Origin of the sequence: Streptosporangium sp. NBC_01755 (assembly GCF_035917995.1) — a bacterium.
GTDB lineage: Bacteria > Actinomycetota > Actinomycetes > Streptosporangiales > Streptosporangiaceae > Streptosporangium.
Map to the genome: position 1 here is coordinate 4,241,755 of NZ_CP109131.1, position 22,109 is coordinate 4,263,863.

At 70.6% G+C, this 22,109-nt stretch carries 25 protein-coding genes and 1 pseudogene; 10 read left to right on the plus strand and 16 right to left on the minus strand.

Annotated features, from left to right (window positions below; genetic code table 11):
* The 3 genes from OG884_RS20375 to OG884_RS20385 are packed head-to-tail and all read right to left on the minus strand — an operon-like array spanning nucleotide 1 to nucleotide 1,587.
* A complete protein-coding gene (locus OG884_RS20375) occupies nucleotides 1-186 on the minus strand; it encodes an amino acid permease (RefSeq protein ID WP_326635170.1) in 186 nt (61 codons plus the stop codon).
* Nucleotides 183-638 carry an amino acid permease gene (locus OG884_RS20380; protein WP_326635172.1) on the minus strand — a complete coding sequence of 152 codons (456 nt, stop codon included), beginning with the start codon at nucleotides 636-638 and terminating at the stop codon, nucleotides 183-185. The genes OG884_RS20375 and OG884_RS20380 overlap by 4 nt, the downstream gene beginning before the upstream one ends.
* A 10-nt stretch (nucleotides 639-648) precedes the next feature.
* The gene (locus OG884_RS20385; RefSeq protein WP_326635174.1) at nucleotides 649-1,587 is read right to left on the minus strand and encodes a phosphotransferase; all 939 of its coding nucleotides are present in this window, start codon (nucleotides 1,585-1,587) and stop codon (nucleotides 649-651) included.
* Between OG884_RS20385 and OG884_RS20390 the strand changes: the two genes are divergently transcribed.
* Entirely contained in the window at nucleotides 1,507-4,338 is a 2,832-nt protein-coding gene (locus OG884_RS20390; protein WP_326635176.1) for a GcvT family protein, read from the plus strand. The genes OG884_RS20385 and OG884_RS20390 overlap by 81 nt on opposite strands.
* Nucleotides 4,339-4,583: 245 nt before the next feature.
* On the opposite strand, the gene OG884_RS20395 is transcribed toward OG884_RS20390, so the two are convergent.
* Nucleotides 4,584-4,772: a hypothetical protein gene (locus tag OG884_RS20395; RefSeq protein ID WP_326635178.1), complete on the minus strand. Its 189-nt coding sequence runs from the start codon at nucleotides 4,770-4,772 to the stop codon at nucleotides 4,584-4,586.
* A 315-nt stretch (nucleotides 4,773-5,087) separates the two neighbouring features.
* Between OG884_RS20395 and OG884_RS20400 the strand changes: the two genes are divergently transcribed.
* On the plus strand, nucleotides 5,088-5,570 hold the full coding sequence (locus tag OG884_RS20400) for a MarR family winged helix-turn-helix transcriptional regulator (protein WP_326635180.1): 483 nt from the start codon (nucleotides 5,088-5,090) through the stop codon (nucleotides 5,568-5,570).
* A gap of 37 nt (nucleotides 5,571-5,607) precedes the next feature.
* Here OG884_RS20400 and OG884_RS20405 read toward each other — a convergent pair whose 3' ends face one another.
* Nucleotides 5,608-5,892, minus strand: coding sequence for a YiaA/YiaB family inner membrane protein (locus tag OG884_RS20405; RefSeq protein WP_326635182.1), 285 nt, complete (start codon nucleotides 5,890-5,892; stop codon nucleotides 5,608-5,610).
* A gap of 286 nt (nucleotides 5,893-6,178) precedes the next feature.
* Between OG884_RS20405 and OG884_RS20410 the strand changes: the two genes are divergently transcribed.
* Nucleotides 6,179-6,736 (plus strand): MFS transporter, encoded by a 558-nt coding sequence (locus tag OG884_RS20410; RefSeq protein WP_326635183.1) that lies wholly within the window; start codon nucleotides 6,179-6,181, stop codon nucleotides 6,734-6,736.
* Between the two features lie 21 nt (nucleotides 6,737-6,757).
* On the opposite strand, the gene OG884_RS20415 is transcribed toward OG884_RS20410, so the two are convergent.
* Nucleotides 6,758-6,922 carry a hypothetical protein gene (locus OG884_RS20415; protein ID WP_326635185.1) on the minus strand — a complete coding sequence of 55 codons (165 nt, stop codon included), beginning with the start codon at nucleotides 6,920-6,922 and terminating at the stop codon, nucleotides 6,758-6,760.
* On the opposite strand from OG884_RS20415, the gene OG884_RS20420 reads away from it, so the two are divergent.
* From OG884_RS20420 to OG884_RS20430, 3 genes are all read left to right on the plus strand, one after another.
* The gene (locus OG884_RS20420) at nucleotides 6,921-7,520 is read left to right on the plus strand and encodes a copper chaperone PCu(A)C (RefSeq protein ID WP_326635187.1); all 600 of its coding nucleotides are present in this window, start codon (nucleotides 6,921-6,923) and stop codon (nucleotides 7,518-7,520) included. The two genes, OG884_RS20415 and OG884_RS20420, sit on opposite strands and share 2 nt — an antisense overlap.
* 22 nt (nucleotides 7,521-7,542) lie before the next feature.
* Entirely contained in the window at nucleotides 7,543-8,757 is a 1,215-nt protein-coding gene (locus tag OG884_RS20425; protein ID WP_326635188.1) for a Dyp-type peroxidase, read from the plus strand.
* Between the two features lie 136 nt (nucleotides 8,758-8,893).
* A complete protein-coding gene (locus OG884_RS20430) occupies nucleotides 8,894-9,667 on the plus strand; it encodes an SDR family NAD(P)-dependent oxidoreductase (protein ID WP_326635190.1) in 774 nt (257 codons plus the stop codon).
* Here the strand turns inward: OG884_RS20430 and hpnH are convergent.
* The 8 genes from hpnH to OG884_RS20470 all read right to left on the minus strand — a co-directional run bounded on the left by hpnH (nucleotide 9,633) and on the right by OG884_RS20470 (nucleotide 18,205).
* Nucleotides 9,633-10,637, minus strand: coding sequence for an adenosyl-hopene transferase HpnH (hpnH, locus tag OG884_RS20435; RefSeq protein ID WP_326635192.1), 1,005 nt, complete (start codon nucleotides 10,635-10,637; stop codon nucleotides 9,633-9,635). The genes OG884_RS20430 and hpnH overlap by 35 nt on opposite strands.
* Nucleotides 10,540-11,262, minus strand: coding sequence for a phosphorylase family protein (locus tag OG884_RS20440; RefSeq protein WP_326635194.1), 723 nt, complete (start codon nucleotides 11,260-11,262; stop codon nucleotides 10,540-10,542). Before OG884_RS20440 ends, hpnH begins: the two co-directional genes overlap by 98 nt.
* The gene (gene shc, locus OG884_RS20445) at nucleotides 11,259-13,157 is read right to left on the minus strand and encodes a squalene--hopene cyclase (RefSeq protein ID WP_326635196.1); all 1,899 of its coding nucleotides are present in this window, start codon (nucleotides 13,155-13,157) and stop codon (nucleotides 11,259-11,261) included. Before shc ends, OG884_RS20440 begins: the two co-directional genes overlap by 4 nt.
* A gap of 1 nt (nucleotide 13,158) precedes the next feature.
* A complete protein-coding gene (locus OG884_RS20450) occupies nucleotides 13,159-14,172 on the minus strand; it encodes a polyprenyl synthetase family protein (protein WP_326635199.1) in 1,014 nt (337 codons plus the stop codon).
* Nucleotides 14,169-15,494, minus strand: coding sequence for a hydroxysqualene dehydroxylase HpnE (gene hpnE / locus OG884_RS20455; RefSeq protein ID WP_326635201.1), 1,326 nt, complete (start codon nucleotides 15,492-15,494; stop codon nucleotides 14,169-14,171). The genes OG884_RS20450 and hpnE overlap by 4 nt, the downstream gene beginning before the upstream one ends.
* Nucleotides 15,491-16,375 carry a presqualene diphosphate synthase HpnD gene (hpnD, locus tag OG884_RS20460; RefSeq protein ID WP_326635203.1) on the minus strand — a complete coding sequence of 295 codons (885 nt, stop codon included), beginning with the start codon at nucleotides 16,373-16,375 and terminating at the stop codon, nucleotides 15,491-15,493. Before hpnD ends, hpnE begins: the two co-directional genes overlap by 4 nt.
* On the minus strand, nucleotides 16,362-17,222 hold the full coding sequence (gene hpnC / locus OG884_RS20465) for a squalene synthase HpnC (protein WP_326635205.1): 861 nt from the start codon (nucleotides 17,220-17,222) through the stop codon (nucleotides 16,362-16,364). Before hpnC ends, hpnD begins: the two co-directional genes overlap by 14 nt.
* 167 nt (nucleotides 17,223-17,389) lie before the next feature.
* On the minus strand, nucleotides 17,390-18,205 hold the full coding sequence (locus tag OG884_RS20470; RefSeq protein WP_326635207.1) for a polysaccharide deacetylase family protein: 816 nt from the start codon (nucleotides 18,203-18,205) through the stop codon (nucleotides 17,390-17,392).
* Nucleotides 18,206-18,273: 68 nt separating this feature from the next.
* Between OG884_RS20470 and OG884_RS20475 the strand changes: the two are divergent.
* Nucleotides 18,274-18,663 (plus strand): annotated as a pseudogene (locus OG884_RS20475) (MGDG synthase family glycosyltransferase); the annotation flags it as partial.
* 38 nt (nucleotides 18,664-18,701) lie between these two features.
* Here OG884_RS20475 and OG884_RS20480 read toward each other — a convergent pair.
* Together OG884_RS20480 and OG884_RS20485 are read right to left on the minus strand one after the other, a co-directional pair.
* Nucleotides 18,702-19,175: a hypothetical protein gene (locus OG884_RS20480; protein WP_326647113.1), complete on the minus strand. Its 474-nt coding sequence runs from the start codon at nucleotides 19,173-19,175 to the stop codon at nucleotides 18,702-18,704.
* 208 nt (nucleotides 19,176-19,383) lie between these two features.
* Nucleotides 19,384-20,223: a DMT family transporter gene (locus OG884_RS20485; RefSeq protein ID WP_326635209.1), complete on the minus strand. Its 840-nt coding sequence runs from the start codon at nucleotides 20,221-20,223 to the stop codon at nucleotides 19,384-19,386.
* Between the two features lie 42 nt (nucleotides 20,224-20,265).
* Here OG884_RS20485 and OG884_RS20490 point away from each other — a divergent pair, with 42 nt between their 5' ends.
* The 3 genes from OG884_RS20490 (at nucleotide 20,266) to OG884_RS20500 (ending at nucleotide 22,063) form a co-directional block, all read left to right on the plus strand.
* Complete coding sequence (locus OG884_RS20490) at nucleotides 20,266-20,391, plus strand: hypothetical protein (RefSeq protein ID WP_326635211.1); 126 nt, start codon at nucleotides 20,266-20,268, stop codon at nucleotides 20,389-20,391.
* Between the two features lie 391 nt (nucleotides 20,392-20,782).
* Nucleotides 20,783-21,148, plus strand: coding sequence for an iron chaperone (locus OG884_RS20495; protein ID WP_326635213.1), 366 nt, complete (start codon nucleotides 20,783-20,785; stop codon nucleotides 21,146-21,148).
* A 393-nt stretch (nucleotides 21,149-21,541) separates the two neighbouring features.
* Nucleotides 21,542-22,063, plus strand: a complete 522-nt coding sequence (locus tag OG884_RS20500; RefSeq protein ID WP_326635215.1) for a phospholipase — start codon at nucleotides 21,542-21,544, stop codon at nucleotides 22,061-22,063.
* Nucleotides 22,064-22,109: the final 46 nt, after the last annotated feature.

Below are 22,109 nucleotides of genomic sequence, written 5' to 3' on the forward strand. Positions count from 1 at the left end.
TCAGCCGGGGACGGCGCCGTCCCGGGAGAACGCGTAGGTCATCCGGGACATCGAGGTCACGCAGCTCATCCCGCAGAAGAACTGGCCGATGGTGGAGATCGCGAAGATCGCCGTGGCCAGGTTGCCGGGGAGCGCGCTGGTGAAGATGGCGCCGACGAAGCCACCCGCCTCGTTGACCGCGTTCACGTCGGTGGCCGCGAACAGGAAGGCCAGCCGGGGAAGAACCGGTTGAGGGTGATGTTCAGGAAGGTCGCGCAGCCGTAGTCGACCGAGGCCGTCACGGCGATCAGGCCGATGAGGTTGAACCAGCCGGTGAACCAGCCGTGGACGGGCCTGCCCATCTTCGCGGCCCACCAGTAGATGCCGCCGGCGGTCGGGTAGGCCGACACCAGCTCCGACATGCACAGCCCGATGATCAGGATGAAGATCGAGATCAGTGGCCATCCCCACGAGATGGCGATGGGGCCGCCGTTGTTCCAGGCCTGGCCGAACGTGGTGAAGCAGCCGGCCAGGATGGAGATGATCGAGAAGGAGATGGCGAAGTTGGAGAAGCCGCTCCAGGTTCTGGAGAGCTCCTGTTTGTAACCGAGTTCGGCGAGTCGCCTCGCGTCCTCGTCGACCGACGTTGGCTTGGTCAATTCAAGCCTCCTAGCGTGGTGGTGCGGGGGGTGAAAATCCGGTGCTCGCGCCCCGGACGTCATCGACGAGCCGCCCGAACGCCGGGTCGTCCAGGTCTCGTACGGCCTGTGAGAACTTGTCGGCAGCCTCGGCCTCGTAGTCGAAGTCGGCGTCGGCGGCCCGCTCCTTCAGCAGCCCGTGGTGCACGGCGAACCAGAGTGTCCAGGTGAGATTGGACATGATCAGGTTGAGCCGGACCCTGGAGGCGAGCCGCCGGTCGTCGGTGCCGAAGTAGGCGCGGGCCAGCCGAGTGGTCAGGTCCGGGTCGTAGTCCGCCTCGGCGGCGATGTCGCCCAGCTCGAAGGCCGGGTCGTTGTTCCCGGAGAGCTGGTAGTCGACGATCCTGACCTCGGTGCCGCAGCGGATGAAGTTCTCCGGCAGCAGGTCGTTGTGGCACGGCACCTTGGGCAGCGGATCGGCGGCCAGCGCCCGCTCGATCTCCGCCACTGTGACAAGACGGTCCTGGTAGCCGTCGGGTGTGCTCAGTTCGTGGGTACGGCAGAGGGCGAGGAACTCGTCGAGCTTGCGGAAGACGGAGAAGTCGTTGACGAATCGGGGCCCGGCGTGCAGCCGGCGGCAGGCCGCCGCGATGGGGCCGGGGAGCGTCCGTACGGTGTGCGCGTCCAGGGTGACGCCGTCGAGATACTCCAGCACCAGCGCGCCGGGCAGCCGATACAGCACTCTGGGGCCGACCCCTGCGTCCGCCGCGTGGACGGTGTTGGCGATCTCCTGGTCGAGCGGTATGCCCAGGCCGGCGGCCGACACCCGGGGATCGAGCACCCGCAGCAGCCAGCGCTGCCCGTCGGCGGTGTCCAGCCTGGCGATCCGATGGCTGAGCCCACCCTTGATCGGTGTCTCGGTCACGGGTTGTCCGGCCCATTTGCGGACGTCCCCCAGAGGATCTGGCATGCCGCTCTCCTTTGGCCTACCTTCAGACCATTGATCCGATTCTGCGGACGAGGTGTTACAGAGGGGTTGCGGACTTTGAAACTTCCCAGCTCTGCGCGGGCCGTTGTGATCGGTGGCGGGGTGGCCGGGTGCAGCGTGGCCTATCATCTGGCAAGACTTGGCTGGACCGAGGTGATACTCGTCGAACGACACGAGCTCACCGAGGGGACCACCTGGCACTCGGCCGGGTTCGTGGGCCAGCTCCGCTCCACCGTCACCCAGACCAAAATGATCATGTATTCGGCCGGTCTCTATCCCGAACTGGCGGAGCTCACCGGCCTGGACCCGGGATGGCACGGGGTCGGCGGTCTCCGCCTGGCGACCACGCCCGAGCGGGTGGAGGAGTCCCTGCGCCTGGCCGGGGCCGGGGAGACCTACGGGCTGGGTCTGGAGGTGCTCTCCGGTGCCGAGGCCGGGGAGATGTTCCCGCTGCTCGACGCCGACGACGTGCGGGCCGCGCTCTGGCTGCCCGGGGACGGCTGGCTGGACCCGGCGCTGCTGGCCAGGGCGCTGGCGGCCGGGGCGCGGAAGCTGGGCGTGCGGATTCTCACCGGGACCCGCGTGGTGGGGCTCGACGTGGCAGGCGGGGCGATCACCGGTGTACGGCTCGCTTCGGGTGCGGAGGGCGCGGAGGGTGCGGAGGACTTCGAGGAGTGGTCGGTCCTGGCGGAGACCGTGGTCGTCGCGGCGGGTGCGGCCAGCGGGCGGGTCGGGCGGCTGGCCGGTGTGGACATCCCGGTGGTGCCGATCAAACACCAATATGTGGTCACCGAGCCTTTCGGGGTTCCTTCCTCCATGCCCACGGTGCGGGATCCGGATAACATTGTCTATTTCCGGGAAGAAAGTGGTGGGATTCTGGTCGGCGGGTATATCCGAAACCCGGAGATCTGGGACACGGCTGCCCCGCTTGAGGAGCCTCGAACCGTCTTTCCCCCTGATATGCCGAAATTTCAGGAATCGTGGGGGTCGGCGGTGCGGCGGGTCCCCGCCCTGGCCCGTACTGAGATCACGAAGGTCGTCCACGGCCCCGAGGCGTTCACCCCCGACGGCGAGTTCCTTCTCGGCGAGACCCCGGTCCGCGGGCTGTGGACGGCGGCCGGGTTCTGCGTCCACGGCCTGGCCGCGGCGGGCGGCGTGGGCAAGGTCATGGCCGAGTGGATCGTGGACGGCTCGCCCGAGTACGACGTGTTCGGCATGGACCTGCGACGCTTCGGGGCCCACGCCCGTTCCGCGTCGTGGAACCGTGCCAAGGCCCTGGACTCCTATTCGAAGTACTACGACATCGTCTACCCGGGCGAGGAGCGCTCCGCCGCCAGACCGCTCCGCCGCTCTCCCGCCTGGGTACGGCACGTCGAGCTCGGGGCGGTGTTCGGTGAGAAGGCCGGCTGGGAGCGGGTGAACTGGTTCGAGTCCAACGCCCGCCCGGACGCGGAGCCCGACCGGGATCCTCCCCTGGACAGCCGGGGTACCGACGCGAACGGCCGGGGTTCCGGTGAGAACGGCCGGGGTTCCGGTGCGAGCGGCCAGGGTCTCCGCCCCGGCGGGTGGGCGGGCAGGATCTGGTCACCGGCCGTCCGTGAGGAGTGCCTGGCCACCCGCGACGCCGCGGGCCTGTTCGACCAGACCTCGTTCTCCAAGCTGGAGGTGGCGGGACCCGGGGCACTGGAAGGGCTGCAGCGGGCGTGCGCCGGGCAGCTCGACAGGCCGGTGGGCTCGATCGTCTACACCCAGCTCCTCAACGCGCGCGGCGGCGTCGAGGCCGACCTGACCGTCACCCGCCTGGCCGACGACCGCTTCCGGCTGGTCACCGGCACCGCCTTCGGCGTCCACGACGCCGCCTGGCTCCGTGGCCGGGGCCTCGACGTCCGTGACGTCACCTCGGCACATGCCTGCTACTGCTTGTGGGGCCCACGAGCGCTCGACATCCTCGGCTCCGTCTCCGGCGACGACCTGACCTTCGGCTACCTGGGGGCCAGGGAGATCAGCGTCGGAAACGTCCCGGTGCTGGCTCAGCGGGTGACGTTCGTGGGCGAGTTCGGCTGGGAGCTGTACTGCCCTTCGGAGTACGGGCTGACGCTCTGGGACACGCTGATGGAGGCGGGAACGCCGCATGGCATGCGCCCGGCCGGCTACCGCGCGATCGACTCGATGCGCCTGGAGAAGGGCTACCGCGCCTGGGGCCTGGACCTCACCCCGGAGACCACCCCGTACGAGGCCGGTCTGGGCTTCGCGGTCGCCCGCGACAAGGACTTCCTTGGCCGCGCCGCGCTCGACGCCGCACGCCACCCCGCCGACGACCGTCCCGCACCGGTGCGCCCGGTGCGGGACGGGCAGGGGGTGTCAAGCGCACCGGACGCGCTGGACGTACAGGGCGCGCTGGACCCACGAAGCACGCTGGACGTACAGGGCACGCAGGGTACGGGTGCCGGAGCGCCCGCGCGGCGCCTGTTCTGCCTGGTCCTGGACGACCCCCGTCAGGTCTGCCTCGGCGGCGAGCCGGTCCGCTCCGGCGGCCTGCCCGCCTCGCGGGTGACCAGCGGCGGGTACGGGCACCGCGTCGACCGCTCGATCGCCTACGCCTACCTGCCCGAGGGCACCGCCCCGGGTGACCACGTCGAGGTCGGCGTCACCGGCACCTGGGTGGGCGCCGTCGTCACCGCGGAGCCCCTTTACGACCCGTCCTCGGAGCGAGTCCGGCGCCTGCCCTCCTGACCTCGCCGGGAGGCGCTCCGCGCTGAAATCCGCCTCCCGGCGGATACGGGTGGGGCGTCACTCCAGGTATGGACCCCTGTTCTGGAGCCCTGCGTCGATACGGTGTCGCAGGGCCGGGTGGATGGGGTGGTCGTCCAGATCGGCGGGGGTGACCATGGCTCCCACGAGCACTGGGATCAGCCGTGAAACACCTCAAGGGGGTTATGCGTTCCCAAGGTGAGAGAGTGGAACGCGTCTGGACACACCTATGGCGGGGACGACCGCCCGTGCCGGGCCGGCTCCAGGCCCATGGCGAGGCCCACGACGAGGTTCGCGGCGAGGCCCATGGCGAGGCCCACGACGAGGTTCGCGGCGAGGCCCATGGTGAGGCCCATGGTGAGGCCCATGGTGAGGCCCGCGACGAGGCTCACGCCGATCAGGCAGCGCCTGATCATCTCTTCACCGTACCGGCACCGCCAGGTCGGCGGACGGTGCGGATTCGACGGCGGCGCTCGGCTCCGATCATCCTGAGCACGCCGATCGCGATGGACGACATGCGCCTCAGGACTTCTGCGGGTACGTCTCCCGCGAGGCGCGGCGGGCTGTTCCCCACGCTGTCTCCTCCGGCTGGAGCGCCGTTTCCATGGGCCGTGGTGGAGCGCCGTTTCCATGGGCCGTGGTGGGGCGCCGGATGGCGGGCGGCTAGGTTGGATCTGCTCGTACCATTTATCTCACGAGCTAAACTTCTTGCAGGCTAAGGAGAATGTGCGATGGAAAGCAAGTCCAACCCCGGGGCCTCGCCGCTGGATGTCCTGACCCGGATGGATCGGCTGGTCGCGTTGAGCATGGTCGGGCAGCACACGCTCGCCGAGCGCCTCGGCATCAACGTCACGGACCTGACATGTCTCGGCTTCATTCTCGGCGCGAAGGAGGAGGCGCTCACCGCGGGGCGCCTCGCCGAACTGGCCGGTATCACCACCGGAGCCGTCACCGGGGTGGTCAACCGCCTGGAGAGCGCGGGCTACGCCCGGCGCGTTCCCGACCCCCACGACCGCCGTCGCATCCGGATCGTCCCGGAGGGGGACCCGGCCACCCGCATCGTGGCGGCGTACGAACCCGCCTATCGGCGGCTCGTCGAGCTCTTCGAGAGCTACCGCCCGGACGAACTGGCCGCCATCTCCGACTGGCTCACCCGCGCCGCCGACGCCATGCGGATCTCGCTGGCCGAGATCCGCGAGTCTCCGGCGCCCTGAGGCCACGCGATCGAGGGGCCTCGAAGTCGCCCGGCGGTCAGTCGTTTCTGAAGGGGTCGTGCTCCGCCAGCAGCTTGTCCAGCCTGGCCTGGTCGACGCGGCTGACGACCGTGGCCTCCTCGCTGCGGTCCCGGACGCACTTGGCGAGAGTGAACGTCGACGTCACCACGTAGAGCAGCCCGATGCCTATGAAGGACCGGACCCAGGTGGTCACGGGCAGGTAGGCGATACCGATCACCATGGCCGTCACCGACAGCCCGAACGAGATGACGGCCTGCAGGTAGAAAGCGGGGGTCGTGGTGTTCTTCACCGGTCGTGTCATGCGTCCATCGTCCAGAGAAGCCGTCTCGCGGGCCTGAGTGCGGCTACTTAGTTACTCGTGAGTACAACGGTTGTGGTTCCGGACGTCCCGAGGTTCTGGACGTCCTGGACGTCCTGTGGTCCTGGACGTCCCGTGGTTCCGGACGTCCCGAGGTCCCGGACACCTGTCGTCCTGGCGCGCGTCGCGGTTCGAGGCGGGATCAGGCGGGCCGGGACGGGAGGTGCGAGCCCTCCGGCGGGCCTCCGAACCGCGCACCGCCGGGGTGGCGTGGGAGGATTAGCACATCATGCCCGCGACCTGGCCCTTCCGCATCGCCCGCGCCGCCGCCTTCGCCGCGGTCTGCCTGGGGCTGAGCGTGATGGCACACGTCCTCGCGGGAGGCTCGGTCTCCGCGCCGAGCGCGGCCGCCGCCCTGGCCCTCGCCTTCGGCGCGGCCCTCGCCACCTCGGGGCGCGAACGTACGCTGGCGGTGATCCTGCCGCTGCTGGCGAGCGTGCAGGCCGGTGTGCACGTGCTGTTCTCCCTCGCGCACACCGCATCACCCGTCGAGATGATCGGGCATGCCCACACGGGGCTGCTGCCGGGACTGGGCATGCTGGTGACGCACGGGTGGGCCGCCGGTCTGACCGCGCTCTGGCTGGCGCGTGGCGAGGCGGCACTCTGGGCGCTGCTACGACGGCTCGGCGCACGGCTGGGCCGCGTGCTCGTCGTGCTCGTGACCCCGGCGTACGTGTCCTTCCTCACCCCACCCGCGGTCGAGCCGGGCGCCCTCCGCTCCGCCGTGCTGCGCCACGTTCTCAGCCGGCGTGGCCCTCCCCGGACCGTCACCGCCATCTCCGGCTGACCACCCAGGTCACCCGGGGAATCACCCGTTCCCGAGCCCGCACGCGCGGGCCTGCGCCGATGCCGCCGTCCGGCTGCTCGGCGGACCGAACCAGTGTGACAGTCCAGGCTGCCTGTCCGGCATGGCCATCGAGCGGCGTTCGGCCGCGGCCTGCCGGTCGGCCGGCCAGAAGAAAGGCAGCAACATGTCCGTTCGTCGTATCGCCCCTGCCGGAATCCTGATCGCGGCCGTGGTGGCCCTGGGCGGGTGCGGCTCCCAGGACACCACCGCTCCGGCGGCGGTCCCGGCTGCGGTCCCGGGTTCCGGGGCACCCGTCGCCGCTCCCGCGTTGACGATCACCGACCCGTGGGTGAAGACCGCCGGGAAAGGGATGAGCGCCGCCTTCGGCACCCTGGTCAACAACACGGACGCCGAGGTGACGGTCGTCTCCGCCGCCTCGCCGCTGTCGCCGAAGGTGGAGCTGCACGAGGTCGTCGACTCCGCGGGAAAGATGATCATGCGGCCCAAGGAGGGTGGGATCGTGATTCCGCCGGGGGGAACCCATCGGCTCCAGCCCGGCGGTGACCACATCATGCTGATGGGCGTCACCGAAGCGGTGAAGCCCGGTGCGGAGATCCCCTTCACCCTCAGTCTCAAGGACGGCAAGACCCTGGAGTTCACCGCGGTCGGCAAGGACTTCGCCGGAGGCCAGGAGAACTACCAGCCCGGCACGGACTCGGAGGGCCACAAGGGCATGGACCCGGAGGGCCACAAGGGCATGGACATGGGCGAGAGCCACGGCTGATCGGGAAGATGGAGTAGAACTCATGCAGAACCCCCGAATCAGCCGTAGGGGACTGCTCGCGGGGGGCGCCGTCACCGCGGCCGGTGCCCTCGCCGCGTGCGCTCCCGACCAGGCTGTTCCCCCGGCCGCTCCCCGGACCGCTCCGGCCGTCCCCGTCACCGGTGGTTCCGCGACGGAACCCTTCGACGGGGTCCACCAGGCGGGGATCGCGACCATGCCGCAGACCTACGGGGTGTTCGTCGGCCTTGACCTGCTGCCGGGCACCGATCGCGAGGCGCTGGTGCGGATGATGCGGCTGCTCACCGACGACGCCCGGCGGCTGACCCAGGGCAGGCCCGCCCTGGCCGACACCGAGCCCGAGCTGGCCCTGCTGCCCGCCAGGCTGACCGTGACCTTCGGATTCGGCCCCGGCCTCTTCGCGGCGGCCGGGTTGGCCGACCGCCGGCCGAAGACCGTGGAGCCGCTGCCCGCCTTCACCGTCGACAGGCTCAAAAAGGAGTGGAGCGGCGGGGACCTGCTGCTGCAGATCTGCGCCGACGACGCCCTCGCCCTCGCCCACGCCCTGCGCATGGTCGTCAAGGACGCCCGCTCCTTCGCCAAGGTGCGCTGGACCCAGCGGGGCTTCCGGCGTGCCGCGGGCACCCACGCGGCCGGGGAGACCCAGCGCAACGTCATGGGCCAGCTCGACGGGACCGTCAACCTCAAGCCCGGCACGCCTGAGTTCGACCGGGCCGTGTGGGTGAGCGAGGGGCCGTCGTGGCTGCGCGGCGGCACCACGCTGGTGCTGCGGCGCATCCGGGCGGAGATGGAGACCTGGGATGCCGTCGACCGGGTCGCCAAGGAGTTCACCGTGGGCCGCCGCCTGGACAACGGCGCCCCGCTCACCGGGCGCGACGAGCACGACATGGCGGACTTCACCAAGCTCAACGCGATCGGTTTCCCGGTCATCTCCGAGCAGGCGCACATCCGCCGTGCCCACGTCGCCGATCCGGGAATGCGGATCCTGCGCCGGGTCTACAACTACGACGAGGGGCTCACCCCGGACGGGCACGCCGACTCCGGGCTGCTGTTCGCCTCCTACCAGGCCGACATCGCCCGGCAGTTCATCCCCATCCAGCGCAGGCTGGACGAGGCCGATCTGCTCAACGAGTGGACGACCCCGATCGGCTCGGCGGTCTTCGCCGTCCCGCCCGGCTGCTCCCCGGGCGGCTGGATCGGAGACACCCTCCTCACCTGACCGAATCCGTACGGTAAAACACGGCCCCGAATGCCCTCCCCTCCCCGAGACGCGGGACGGACGGGAGCACCATGGGAAACCACCTCGGGGGTGCTCTCCCGAGGAGACCCTGACATCCGTACACCGGAGGATCGAGATGAGACTCGCGGGCGCTCGCGTGCTGATCACCGGTGCGTCGTCCGGCATAGGGGCCGCGACCGCGCGGGCGATGGCGGGCGTGGGGGCCCGCCTCGTCCTGTCGGGGCGCGATCGGGACAGGCTTGAGGCCGTCGCCGCGGAGACCGGCGGCCAGGCACTCGCCGGCGACCTCACGACGGACCTCGCGAGCCTGGCCGGGCACGCGGGGCCGGTCGACGTGCTGGTCGGCAACGCCGGGTGCGGGTGGGCGGGACCGTTCACCACGATGCCGGACGAGACCGTCGAGCGCCTGGTCGCGGGGAACCTGACCGCTCCCATCCTGCTGACCCGGGCGCTGCTGCCCGCCATGATCGAGCGCGGCCGGGGACACCTCGTCTTCGTGGCCTCGATCGCCGGAGCGATCGGTGTGCGGGACGAGGCGGTGTACGCCGCCACCAAGGCGGGCCTGCTCTGCTTCGCCGAGAGCCTGCGGTACGAGCTGCGCGGGATCGGCGTGTCCGTCGTGCTGCCCGGCGTGGTGGAGACCCCGTTCTTCGAGCGGCGCGGCGCCCCCTACACACGGCGGTGGCCCGCGCCGATCCCCGCGGAACAGGTCGCCCGGGCGATCGTCTCCGCCGTCGAGCGTGGCCGGCCCGAGTCGTACGTCCCGGGCTGGCTGCGGCTGCCGGCCAGGCTGAAGGGCGTGGCGCCCGGCCCCTTCCGCGCCCTCGCCGGGGTGTTCGGAAGACAGCCGGAGCTTAGCCGCCGCCCAGAGCCCGGAGCGACTCCTTGAGGGAGGTGAGCGTGGCGAAGACGGCGGTCGGCTCGTATCCGCAGTGGGCCATGCAGTTGGCGCACCGGTCGTCGCGCCCCCGGCCGTAGGCGTCCCAGTCGGTCTCGGTGACCAGCTCCCGGTAGGTGGCCGCGTAGCCGTCGGACATGAGGTAGCAGGGGCGCTGCCAGCCGAAGAGCGAGTACGAGGGGATGGCCCACGCCGTGCACGGGAAGTCGATCTTCCCTTCGAGGAAGTCGAGGAAGAGCGGTGTGTGGTTGAACCTCCACCTCCGCCGGTTCCCGTCGGAGAACGCCTTGCGGAACAGCTCCCGGGTCTCCCGCACGCCGAGGAAGTGCTCCTGGTCGGGCGCCTTCTCGTACGCGTACCCGGGAGAGATCATCATCTCGTCGACGCGGAGATCGTCGTTGAGATAGTTGAGCACGTCGATGACCGTCTGCGGGCTGTCGGTGTTGAAGAACGTCGTGTTCGTGGTGACCCGGAAACCACGGCGCCGGCACTCCCTGATCGCGGCGACCGCCTCGTCGAACACGCCCTCCTTGCACACCGACTCGTCGTGGCGCTCGCGCATGCCGTCCAGGTGGATCGTCCACGCGAAGTACCGCGAGGGCTTGAACTGGTCGATCTTCCTGGGGATCAGTAGCGCGTTGGTGCACAGGAACACGTACTTCTTCCTGGCGACCAGCTCCCTGACCAGCTCCCCTATCTGCGGGTGCATGAGCGGTTCCCCGCCCGCGATCGAGACCATGGGCGCGCCGCACTCCTCGATGGCGGCCAGGGCCTGCTCCACCGGCATGCGCTGTTTCAGCACGTCGGCGGGGTGCTGGATCTTTCCGCAGCCCGCGCAGCTCAGATTGCAGGCGAACAGGGGCTCAAGCTCCACCAGAAGCGGGAACTTCACCCGCCCGCGAAGCCTCTGGCGGAGGATGTAGCCGCCGATGCGAAGACTCTGGCGGATCGGTGTCGGCATCTGGGTTGCATCTCCTTGGGTGATGGAACGGGACGGACTCCTCGGGGAGAGCGGCTGAGATCGCGGCGGCCCAGCGCGCCAGGAACGGACCGAGCCGGCACAGTGTGCGGTATGCCACGATGCCGCCGCGTATCGTGGCCGGCCGCGACAGCGCGGCACCGGCGACGTCGGCGACGACGCGCAGAGCGGCGAACGGCAGGCCGGGTACCGCACCCGCCAGCGGCCCGGTCTCCATGTCGACGGCCGACGCCCCCTCGGCGGCGAGCCCGCGGCGTTCGGCCCCCGTCACGATGTGATCGGAGGTGACCAGCGGTCCGGTACGCGCGGACAGGCCGGCCCGCGCCAGCTCTTCGGCCAGCGGCCATGCCGAGGGACAGGGCACCGTCCGGCCCCCGAAGCGGACCTCGCTCGCCACCAGCACGTCACCCGGGCGCAGGCCCTCGTCGAGGGCCCCGCAGAAACCGGTCACCGCCAGCGCGCCCGCGGACGGGAGCCGAGCCGCCGCGCCCGCGGCGCGGCGCGGGCCCATCCCGGTCCGGATCACCTTCACGTCCTCGACCGAGAGGCCGCTCCGTACGGCCCGCGCCTCGACGGCCAGGGCGGTGCAGATCAGCAGGCCGGTCACCCGGCCTCCACGGCGACCGCCTCGTCCCTCAGGGCGGGGTGGGGGTGCGAGGACACCCCTCGTGAGCGCACGTAACGACCCAGCGCGCTGATCGGGAAGACGAGCCGGTAGAGGTGGTAGTTGATGTAGAAGGCGCCGGGGAAGCCGGTCCCGGTGAAGTACGGCTCGTCCCAGCCGCCGTCCGGGCGCTGATGGCCGACCAGCCACTCCACGCCCCGCTCCACCGCCGGTGACCGCTCCCCGGCGGCGAGCAGCGCCATCAGGGCCCACGCCGTCTGCGAGGGCGTGGAGTGGCCGCGCCCGATCCAGCGGGGATCGGTGTAGGAGCGCAGGTCCTCCCCCCAGCCGCCGTCGTCGTTCTGGTGCCTCTCCAACCAGGCGACGGCACGCCGTACGCACGGCCTGCCGGGGCGTACGCCTGCCGCGATGAGCGCGGGGAGCACGGCGCCGGTGCCGTAGACGTGGTTGGCCCCCCAGCGGCCGAACCACGATCCGTCCGCCTCCTGCGCCCTCAGCAGCCAGACGACGGCACGCCGCACGACGGGGGAGTTCGGCCGCTCCTGCGCCAGCGCCTCGACGACGTGGGCGGTGACGTCGGCGGACGGCGGGTCGATGACCGCGCCGAAGTCGCAGAACGGCAGCTTCTTCACCATCTCCCGGGTGTTGTCGGCGTCGAAGGCCCCGAAGCCGCCGTCGCGGGACACCATGCCCGTGATCCAGCGCACCCCGCGGTCGATGGCCGGCCTGGCGTCCGGGTGACGCACCCGGCGCAGGGCGAGGATCGCCTCCGCCGTGTCGTCGATGTCCGGGTAGCCGTCGTTGTCGAATTCGAAGGCCCAGCCGCCGGGTGCCAGCGAAGGGCGCCGTACGGACCAGTCGCCGGGGCCCCGGATCTCCTCGGTGAGCACCCAGCCGGAGGAGGCGACGAGGGCGGGATGGTCGGCGGGCAGGCCGGCGTCGAGAAGAGCGTTGACCGCGAGCACCGTGTCCCACACGGGGGACTGGCAGGCCTCCAGTCTGCGGCCTTTCTCGTCCCGGATGGTGAACCTGTCGAACCCCTCGATGCCCTTCCTCATCACCGGGTGGTCGAGGGGGTAGCCGTGCAGGCTCAGCGCGATCAGCGAGTACACCCACGGCGGCTGGATGCCGCCCCAGGAGCCGTCCGCCTCCTGCCTGGCCACGATCCACTCGGCGGCCCGCCTCAGCGCGATCCGCCGCAGGCCGGGGACGGGACGTCGCCGGTAGCGGTGCAGGGCGCGGTCGAGCATGCCGAACGGCCCGCGGGGGTGCGGCGGTGCGGGGCGTCCGGTGCGCAGCTCGGCCAGGTCGAACGGGAGCGGTCGCACCGGGCGGTGCGCGCTCACGATGGTGAGCGGGACGATCGTCTGCCTGGCCCAGCAGGCCCAGTCGTAGACGTTGAGCGGGAACCAGCGCGGCAGGAACATCATCTCGGGGGGGAGCACCGGGAGGTCCTCCCATCGCCACTGCCCGAACAACGCCAGCCAGATCCGGGTGAACACCCGGCCGGCCTCGATCCCACCGGATTCCCGGACGAACCGGGCCGCGGCTCGCAGGTGAGGGGCATCGGTCCGGTCACCGGCGAGCCGTAGCGCGGCATACGCCTCGATCGTGGTGGACAGGTCGCCGGGGCCGCCGTGGAAGTTGGCCCAGGTCCCGTCGTCGCGCTGCTCGGAGCGGATCCATCGGGCCGCCGCGGCGGTGTCCTGTTCGGTACGGATGCCGAGGAACTCCCTGAGCAGCAGGTCCTCGGCGTCCATGGTCACGTTCGTCTGCAGCTCGCCCTTCCACCACCCCTCGGGCGACTGGAGGCCGAGCAGGTGGTCGCATGCCGCGTCGAGGGTGAGCTCGGCGGGAGTGGAGGCGGCGGTGGTCATGTCAGTGGCCCCTGGATGTGAGGAAGCGGACGATGTCCAGGAATTCGGCGCGAACGTCCGGGGGCATGTCCGCGCCGGCGAGATGGTGTTCGGCGACGTCGAGCCGGTGTTTGGCCTCGGTCTCGGCCCAGGACCGCCCGCCCGCCTCCTCCACGAGCCGGGCGGCGTCGTGCAGGTCGGACTCGGAGAGCGGCTCAGGAGCGGCCAGCAGGCGGGCGAGCCGCCGGCCGGCCGGTGTGTCGCTGGTGAGCGCGGCGACGATCGGCAGCGACTTCTTGCGGGCACGCAGGTCGGAAAGGACCGGCTTGCCGGTCGTCTCGGGGCTGCCCCAGATGCCCAGCAGGTCGTCGACGAGCTGGAAGGCCAGGCCGGCCTGGGTTCCGAACGCCGTCAGGCCGGCGATCAGCGGAGCGGGGCCGTTCATCACCGTCGCACCGATCGAGCAGGCACAGGCCAGCAGGGAGCCGGTCTTCTGCGTGGACATCCGCCGGCACTCCGCCAGGCTCACCTCGGCGAGCTGTTCGAACTCCAGGTCGAGCGCTTGGCCGGCGATCAGCTCCCGGGTGGCGACGGCCAGGTGCCGTGCGGCCCGCAGGCAGGGGAGGCCGTCTCCGTCAAGCAGCAGCTCCGCCGCGAGCGAGAGCAGGGCGTCGCCGGCGAGGATGGCCGCGGAGCAGCCGAAGACGGTCCACGCGGCCGGCCGGTGCCGACGCATCCGGTCGCCGTCCATGATGTCGTCGTGCAGCAGCGAGAACGCGTGCACGAGTTCCACCGCGGCGGCGACCGGCAGGCCCTGCTCCGCGTTTCCCCCCGCCGCCCTCGCCGACAGCATGGCCAGCGCGGGGCGTAGCGCCTTGCCGCCGGAGGCGACGGGCAGGCCCGCAGGGTCGGCCCAGCCGAGATGGTAGGCGGCGACGCGCGAGGTCAGCGGGTCGAGCCGGGCCACCGCGTCCCGGAGTACCGGCTCCACGAGTTCGCGGGCGGCCGTGACCGAGGGTGGGATGACCGCCGTCACCGGGCGAAGTCCCTCTTCAGATGACGCCTGACCAGACAGGTCGCGTTGAGTCCGCTGCGCACGGCAGCCTCCATCGTGTCGGGCCAGCCCGTGTCGGTCCACGCGCCGGCGAGAAACAGTCCGGGCCACCGGGTGGCGGCCTCGGGGCGGAGCGCGCCACTGCCGGGGCACTGGCGGAAGGTGGCGCGACGTTCTCTCGTGACGAAGAAGTCGATGATTCGCGCCTGCCGCGCTCCCGGGAAGATCTGCTCAAGCGCGGGTACGAACGTGGCTCGCACCCGCGCGGTGGACGTGTCGATCCACCGGTCCGCCGCGGAGACCGAGACCGCGAGGTACTGGCCTTCGCACAGTCCCGCGGCCCGGGTCTTGTCGAACACCCACTGCACGGGCGAGTCCACGACCGCCGCGAACGGCACCCGGGTGACCCTCCGGTCGTAGACGACGTGCACGTTGACGATCGGGCTCGCGTTCAGGCCGCGCCAGCGCTCTCTGCCGGGGGCGGCCTCTTCGGGGACCAGGGCCGCGGCCTGCTCGTGCGCCGTGGCGACGATGACGGCGGACGCCTCGACCCGGCTGCCGTCCACGATCACCGAGTCCGGCTCGATGGCGGTGACCTTCGCCGACAGGCGTACGGCACCGCCGCGCCGTTCGATGGCGGCCCGGGCCGCGGTGCCGTGCAGCTCGCCGAGGGGCACGGCGGGAACACCGATGTCGGCGGCTCCCGCCCGGCCGAGCAGCGCGGTCTTGAAGACCATCGCCGCGGGTCCCAGGGCCGCGCCCTCGACCCCGACGTTCAGGGCCGCCATCGCGAACAGCTCCCAGAGGGCGTGTCGTGCGCGCTCGCGTTGCCCGTGGGCGGTCAGCCAGCTCCCGAGATCGGTCAGGTCCAGCGCGGGGTCGGCCGGGTCGAGGCGGCGAAGGGCGAGTGAGACCCGCATCGCGCGCAGCCGGTCGGCGGGCTTGAGCAGCTGGTATCCGGCCAGCGCGGGCAGCAGGTGGAACGGCCCGGGCAGCACCCCGCGCCTCAGCCGCCCGCATCGCCCCGCCGGGGTGAGCACCCGCACGTCGAACCGGTCCTGCAGGTGTACGCGTCCGGCGACGCCGAGCCGGTCGAGCAGGCCGCGATAGGCCGTGCAGCAGCGGAGGAACACGTGCTGGCCGTTGTCGACGCTCAGCCCGTTCCTGACGAAGGAGCAGGTGGCGCCACCCAGCCTCGGCCGGGCCTCGTACAACGTCACGCGGTGACCGGCCTCCCCGAGCGCGACGGCGGCGGCGATGCCCGCCAGCCCGCCGCCGACGATCGCGACCGGAGCGGGGCTCATCGGGCCGCCCCGGCCAGGGCTCGCGCCGCCACCATCGCCTTCTGCCACGGAGGCAGTGACAGCCGCGAGGCCAGTGCCTCGGCGGGATCGGCGGCGATGCGGCCGAGCAGGCACCGGTAGATGCCGGCCATCGCCGCGGTGCACGCCGCGCTGCGCACGTCGAGCGCGGTCAGCAGGCGCATGCCGTCGTCGAACCAGTCGCGCGCCCGGCCGGCCTCGAACCGCATCAGCTCGGTGAGCCGGTCAGGAGGGTCGGTGAACCTGCCGGAGGAGTCGATGTTCAGGGTGCAGCCGAATCTCCTGAGGTCCTCGGCGGGGAGGTAGGTCCGCCCGGCCAGCCGGTCCTCGCGCACGTCCCGCAGGATGTTCGTGATCTGCAGGGCCACTCCCAGCGCGTCCGCCAGCTGCGCCACTCCCGCCGCGTTCTCGCCGTCCCCGCTGCCTTTGGGGTCCTCGGTGCCGAAGACCCCGAGGGAGAGCCGCCCGATCGACCCGGCGACGCATCGGCAGTAGCAGAGCAGTTCGTCAAAGTGCTCGTAGGTCTCCCCGCGTACGTCCGCGGCGCAACCGTCGATCAACTCCTCGAACGCGGAGAGCGGCAGTGGGTAGCGGAGGGCGGTGTCGTGCAGCGCGACCAGCACCGGGTCCTCGGGGTCGGGCCGTGCCCTGCCGAGCGCGGCGCGCGCGCCGGCCAGATCGGTCAGGCGCCGCCCGTCGGGGCCGTCCCCGTCGGCGATGTCGTCGATCCGGCGGGCGAACGCGTAGACGGCGCTGAGCGCGCGGCGCTTGGGAGTCGGCAGCAGCCGGAGTCCGTAGGAGAAGTTCCGAGCCTGACCGCGGACGATCTGTTCGCAGTGCCGGTAGGCGTCAGCGGTGTCCACGGTCGTACCCCCTGCTCGTGAGGATCCGCAGCCACGCCGTCAGGAACCGCGTGCCGCGCGGGCGCACGGCGCTGCCGAGCACGTCGTGACCGGCCCGGGCCAGTGCCGCGGTGGTGGCCCGGCCGCCCGCGACGTAGCCCGCGATGGCGAGGCGGGCGAACCCCGTCGCCGATCGGGCGAGCCGGTCTCCCTCGTCGAGCAGCCGATCGGCCCGCCGCGTCTGAAGCGCGACGACATCGCGCAGCCGCGCCGAGGCGGTGGTCTCGGCGAGATCGTCCTCGCCGCAGCCGAACCGGCGCAGATCCTCTCCCGGCAGGTAGACCCGGCCTCGGGCGTAGTCCTCCGCGATGTCCTGGCAGTGCTCGATGATCTGCAGCGCCGTGCACACCCGGTCGGACAGGGCCAGGTGCGAGGGAGTGACCATGTCGAACACGTGCAGCACGATGTGCCCGACGGGGTTCGCGGACAGCTCGCAGTAGGAGAGCAGGTCGTCGAAGGTGTCGTATCGGCTGACCGTCTGGTCGCGCCGGTTGGCCTCGATCAGCCGGCGAAAGGGCTCGGCCGGGACGGAGCAGGTCTCGACGGTCCGCGCGAGAGCGCGGACGACCGGCAGGCGGGGCACCCGCCCGGCGTACAGGCGGGCGAGGTCGTCGTCGACGGTGTCGAGCAGCCGGAGCGGATCCTCGGTCTGCGCCTCGTCCCCGATGTCGTCGACGGCCCGCGCGAAGCCGTACACCGCCAGGAGGTGACGGCGACGGGTACGCGGCAGTAAACATGAAGCGACCGGGAAGTTCTCCCTGCGCGCTTTGAGCATGACGTCCCGCGTATCGGCTCCCCTCCAATTCATAAATTGAGGTTGTCCCCGGCGGGCTGTTATAAACGCGGATGAACGATCTACTGGTTTTTATCGGTGGGAGCTGGGAAAATATTTAGTATCGCGTTATATCCCTGCTTTTGGAAAAAAGATGAATGCTTTGCCGGGAGGTGATCCGGGTCGGGTCCGGGTAAAAGAAGTCACAAAACACGGTGCGGTTTTTCCAGCGCGCTTTTTTGAGGAGCGGTGATCTGAGGAGCGGTGATCTGAGGAGCGGTGATCTCACGAACGTCATGAAGGACCGCGCGGCCGCCGGAGACGCCGTGCTCCCGCAGCGGTCCGATCCGCAGACCCGCGGAGCGGCAGCGAGCCACCAGTTCGGGCAGGGCGCCGAGCCCCGACCGCCAGGAGCCGGGGGCCGAGGTGTGGTCGGAGTCGTGCAGCAGGAGCGTCGCTCCGCCGCGCACGCCGGGGGCCAGCGTGGCCAGCACGGAGGCCGGGTTCGCCGAGCGTGTCCAGTCCCTGCCCCAGGCGGTCCACAGGACGGGCCGCAGCCCCCGCATCCTGGCGGCGAGCAGCGTCTCGGCGCTGAGGACGCCGTAGGGCGGCCGGTACCATGCGGGGCCGACGCCGGTGACGGCGGTGACCAGGTCGGCCGCCCTGCCCATCTCGGCGGCCATCCGGCCGGGGCGGGTCAGCAGGGCGTTCTCGTGCGACCAGCCGTGCACCGCGATCTCATGGCCGTCCGCGACGATACGGCGGCCCAGCGAGGGATGACGTTCGAGCATCTCGCCGAGGACGAAGAACGTGGCCCGGCAGCCGAGCCGCTCCAGCTCCTCAAGGAAACGCGGTGTGGATCGCGGGTCGGGCCCGTCGTCGAAGGTCAGCGCGACGTGGTCGGCGAGGCCAACCCCGGCGAGGCCGGGCAGCAGGCGGCGCACGGAGGGCAGCCAGGTCGCCGCGGGCCCCACGTGCAGAACGGCCAGACCGGCGAGGGTCAGCGCGGCACGGTTCACCGTGTCAAGTCTGCGTCACGGGGGTCGTGATGCCAACGCGACGCACTGTGCTGATCGTCAGCGCCGGTATGGGAGCCGGGCACGACGCGGTCGCGGTGGAGCTGGCCAGGCGGCTCGCCGCCGAGGGCGTCGAAGCGGAGATCGTCGATGTCCTGAGGCTGCTTCCGTTCCGGCTCGGAGCGGCGCTGCGCGGGTGGTACGGCTGGATGATGCGCTCCGCGCCCTGGCTGTACGCGCTGATCTACCGGGTCTTCTTCGTGTCGGACCTGGCGCTGCCGACCTCGCCGCTGACGGTCCTGGCCGCGGCCCGGCTGCGCGGGCTCATCCGCCGCCGGACGCCGGCCGAGGTCGTCTCGACCTTCCACCTGGCCGCGCAGGCGGCCGGCCACCTGAGGCGGCGTGGCCGCCTGCCGGTTCCCAGCACCGTCCTGCTGACCGACTTCGCGGCGCATCGGCTCTGGTTGCATCCTGGCAACGACCGGTATCTCTGCTCGGATCAGGCGACCGCTCGCGCCGTCCACGCCGCGACCGGCCGCCCGGCGTTCTGCCACGCCCCCCTCGTACGCCCGGAGTTTCGGCGGGCGGGGGGCAGGCGGTCGGAGTTCCGGTGGTCCGGGGTCCGGTGGTCGGGGGTCCGGCGGTCGGGGGTCCGGCGGTCGGGGGTCGGCACGGCGCCGGTGCGTTCCCGGATCGGTGCCCGTGCCGGGGATCGGCTGGTCCTCGTCTCGGCCGGTGCCTGGGGGGTGGGAGGGGTCAGGGAGACGGCTCGCGTCCTGGCGCGTTCGGGACGATATCTGCCCGTCATCCTCTGCGGGCACAACCGCGAGCTGCGCCGTCTGCTGCGGCATGCCGGTGTCGCCCTCGGCTGGTGCGATGACATGCCGGACCTGATGGCCGCCGCGTACGCGCTGGTGGACAACGCGGCGGGCCTGACCTGCCGGGAGGCGATGGCCGCCGGAGTGCCGGTCATCTCCTATCGGCCGATTCCCGGCCACGGCAGGGACGGTGCGCGGGCCATGGCGCGAGCCGGGCTGAGCGTGTACGCGGGTGACGCGGGGGAACTGCTCGCCGCGCTGGACCGGTTCGGACCCGGCGCGGAACGGGAGCGGCAGATCGCCAGGGGAGCCGCCCTGTTCGCCTTCCCACCCGCGGAGTCCTTTCTCATCTCCGCGAGGTTCTTACTTGATGAGCGGCGACCGGCTCAGCAGGATGCTGCCGTAGAAGATCAACCCCACGCCGATGAGCTCCGGGACGACCCACCAGCCCAGCCGGATGCTCTCGCCGAACAGCGCGACGCCGTACACGATGCTGGCCACGGGATCGGCGATGTTGAGCGTCGGCTGCACGACCACCAGGGGCGCGCTGCTCAGCGCGCTCTGCAGCACGAAGACGCTGAACAGGCCGGCCACGATCATGGCGTAGAACGCCCAGCTGGTCAGGATGCCGGCGTCCTCCGCGGCGAAGATCTTGGTGTTCTCCTTGATCAGAGCGGCGGTGAAGGCGAATCCCAGGGCGGAGGTGATCCCCAGTAGCGCCCCCCGGGACGCGCCGCTGTGGGTCTTCGCCATCGAGATCAGACCGGCGGCGACGCCGACCGTCACGACCACGGTGATCAGCCAGAGGTCCATGGTCGGGGACCGGGTTCCGCTCTGTCCCGGATCGGCGGAGACGAGGAAGACGGCCAGCCCGATGGTCAGGATGCCGATGGCCAGCCACGACTCCCGGCCCAGCCGGACCCGGAACATCCACGAGACGAGGATCATCGTGAAGGGCAGCTCGGTGACGAGAATCGGCTGTACGAGAGCGAGGGCACCGAAGTTCAGCGCGGCCGCCTGCAGCAGGAAGCCGGCGATGAGCGCGCCGATGCCGCCCAGCCATGAGGGTTGCCGGATCAGGTATCCGATCAGTGCCAGCTTGAACACGCGGCTCTGCGGCGCGGTTCGCGCCGCGCGCCGCTGCAGCACCGATGAGAGGGCGTTGCATGCGGCGGTGAGCACGGCCAGGATCGCCGCGGTCACCGGCGCACGGCTTTCCGGCTCCCGATGGTGTGCCGTCCGTCAATGAAGATCATCGAGCGTGTCACCCTTGCTGCCGGGGCAAGCGCGGTGACCGCCGGAACGCATCCCGTGGTGACGGCGTGTCCGCGGGACATGAATCCCTCCTCGACCTTGGCTTTCATGGCCTGAGGGGGTGATCGCCCCCTGTCACGGGTTGATCACGTGATGCGGGCAATGTCACCTTAATTCAGCGGCGGAGGGCAGGGCGGTAAATGCCGCGCGCCACGCGGGCACCGGTCCGCCACGAAGAATTCTGGTGGTGTTGAGACTTTCTACGGTATTCAGCTGATATTTGTGGAGTTGCGGGATGGCGGCGGCCATCTTCCGGGAGGTCCGCCGGAAAGTGGTTGTCGGACCTGCCTCTACCCTCCCGGCATGGATCTGAGGCGGCTCACGGACGAGGTCGAAGCGGGCGACGTCCGCGCTTCGGACAGGGCACATCGTGTCGATGTCGCCTGCTGTGCCCGTGCGATCCGCGATTACCACAAAATCGTGCTTAAAAACGACATACGCTTTGCCCATGGTGCAAAGCAATGCGGAAAACGTGGACGGTTACCTCGCCGAGGTGCCCGACGAGCGTAGGGCGGTCCTGACCGACCTACGCGAACTGTGCCGTACGGAACTCAAGGGCTTCACCGAGGTCATGGCGTATGGAATGCCCGCATACGAGCGGGACGGCGTCGTTGAAATCGCCTTCGCAAGCCAGAAGCAGTACATCTCCTTCTATCTCATGCGCAGCGACATCCGCGCGGCCTACGAACAGCGTCTGGCCGGGCAGGACATGGGCAAGGGCTGCCTGCGCTTCCGCAAGCCGGAAAAGATCGATCTCGGCCTCGTACGGGATCTGCTGACGGCCACCGCGGCCGGACCGGGCAAGATCTACTGACGCGGAGGGGCGCTGGACCGGGTTGCGATACCCGGGCGGTAACACACTCACCGGCAGCGTCTCCTCCGGGACGCGAACCCTCCCTGCCGAAATGGACGGGCCGGTGGGGACGGCTGTGATGGCCGTCCGCTCCGGTGCCGAGTCTCGGTGACCTGGGGGAGCGGGTCGCCGACTACCCCCGGACCACCGCGAACAGGGGCCCACTCTCGTGATTCGGCCTTTCAAAACGCGCCATTACAAGATGTTGTAATTCCTGTAAAGAGCGATCGTTTACGAACACCCATGCCGATCTTGACGAAGATCCGTTCCGGCGCATCAGGTTATTTCGTTTCATTGTTAGGCGGTGGCAGAAACCTGCCGTGAGAGGCATCCCCCAGACAAAGGCAGAGCCCCATGGTCAAACGATCCCTCGCAGCCGCCGCCCTCTCCCTCGTTGCATTACTCGGATTAACGCTGCCCGCCTACGCGGTGACACTGGAGCAAAAGCTCGCCGCACTTTCCGGTTTCACTCAGCCCACCGCGTCCAGCGCCGCCGGTTGGCGCGCTGCGTGGCAGAACCAGGCGGGCTGGGCGGACTACGCCTTCAACTGGTCGACCGACCTCTGTTCGGGCAGCCCCGATCAGCCGCTCGGCTTCGACTTCAGAACGCCGTGCCGACGGCATGACTTCGGCTACCGCAACTACAAGGCGGTGAGCCGGTTCCCGGCGAACAAGGCGCGCATCGACGACGCGTTCTACTTCGATATGAAGCAGGTCTGCGCGGGATATTCCAGCATCCCCAGAAACACCTGCAACGGCCTCGCCTGGACCTACTACCAGGCGGTCAGGGAATTCGGCACCCTCAACGTCACCGAGGCGCAGATCGAACGAATCCGGCAGACCGCCGAACAAGCCGCCCGGACCACCGAGATGTGACCCGTCCTCGCGGGATCACCCCCACCCGCCGACCTCCGCCGGGCCG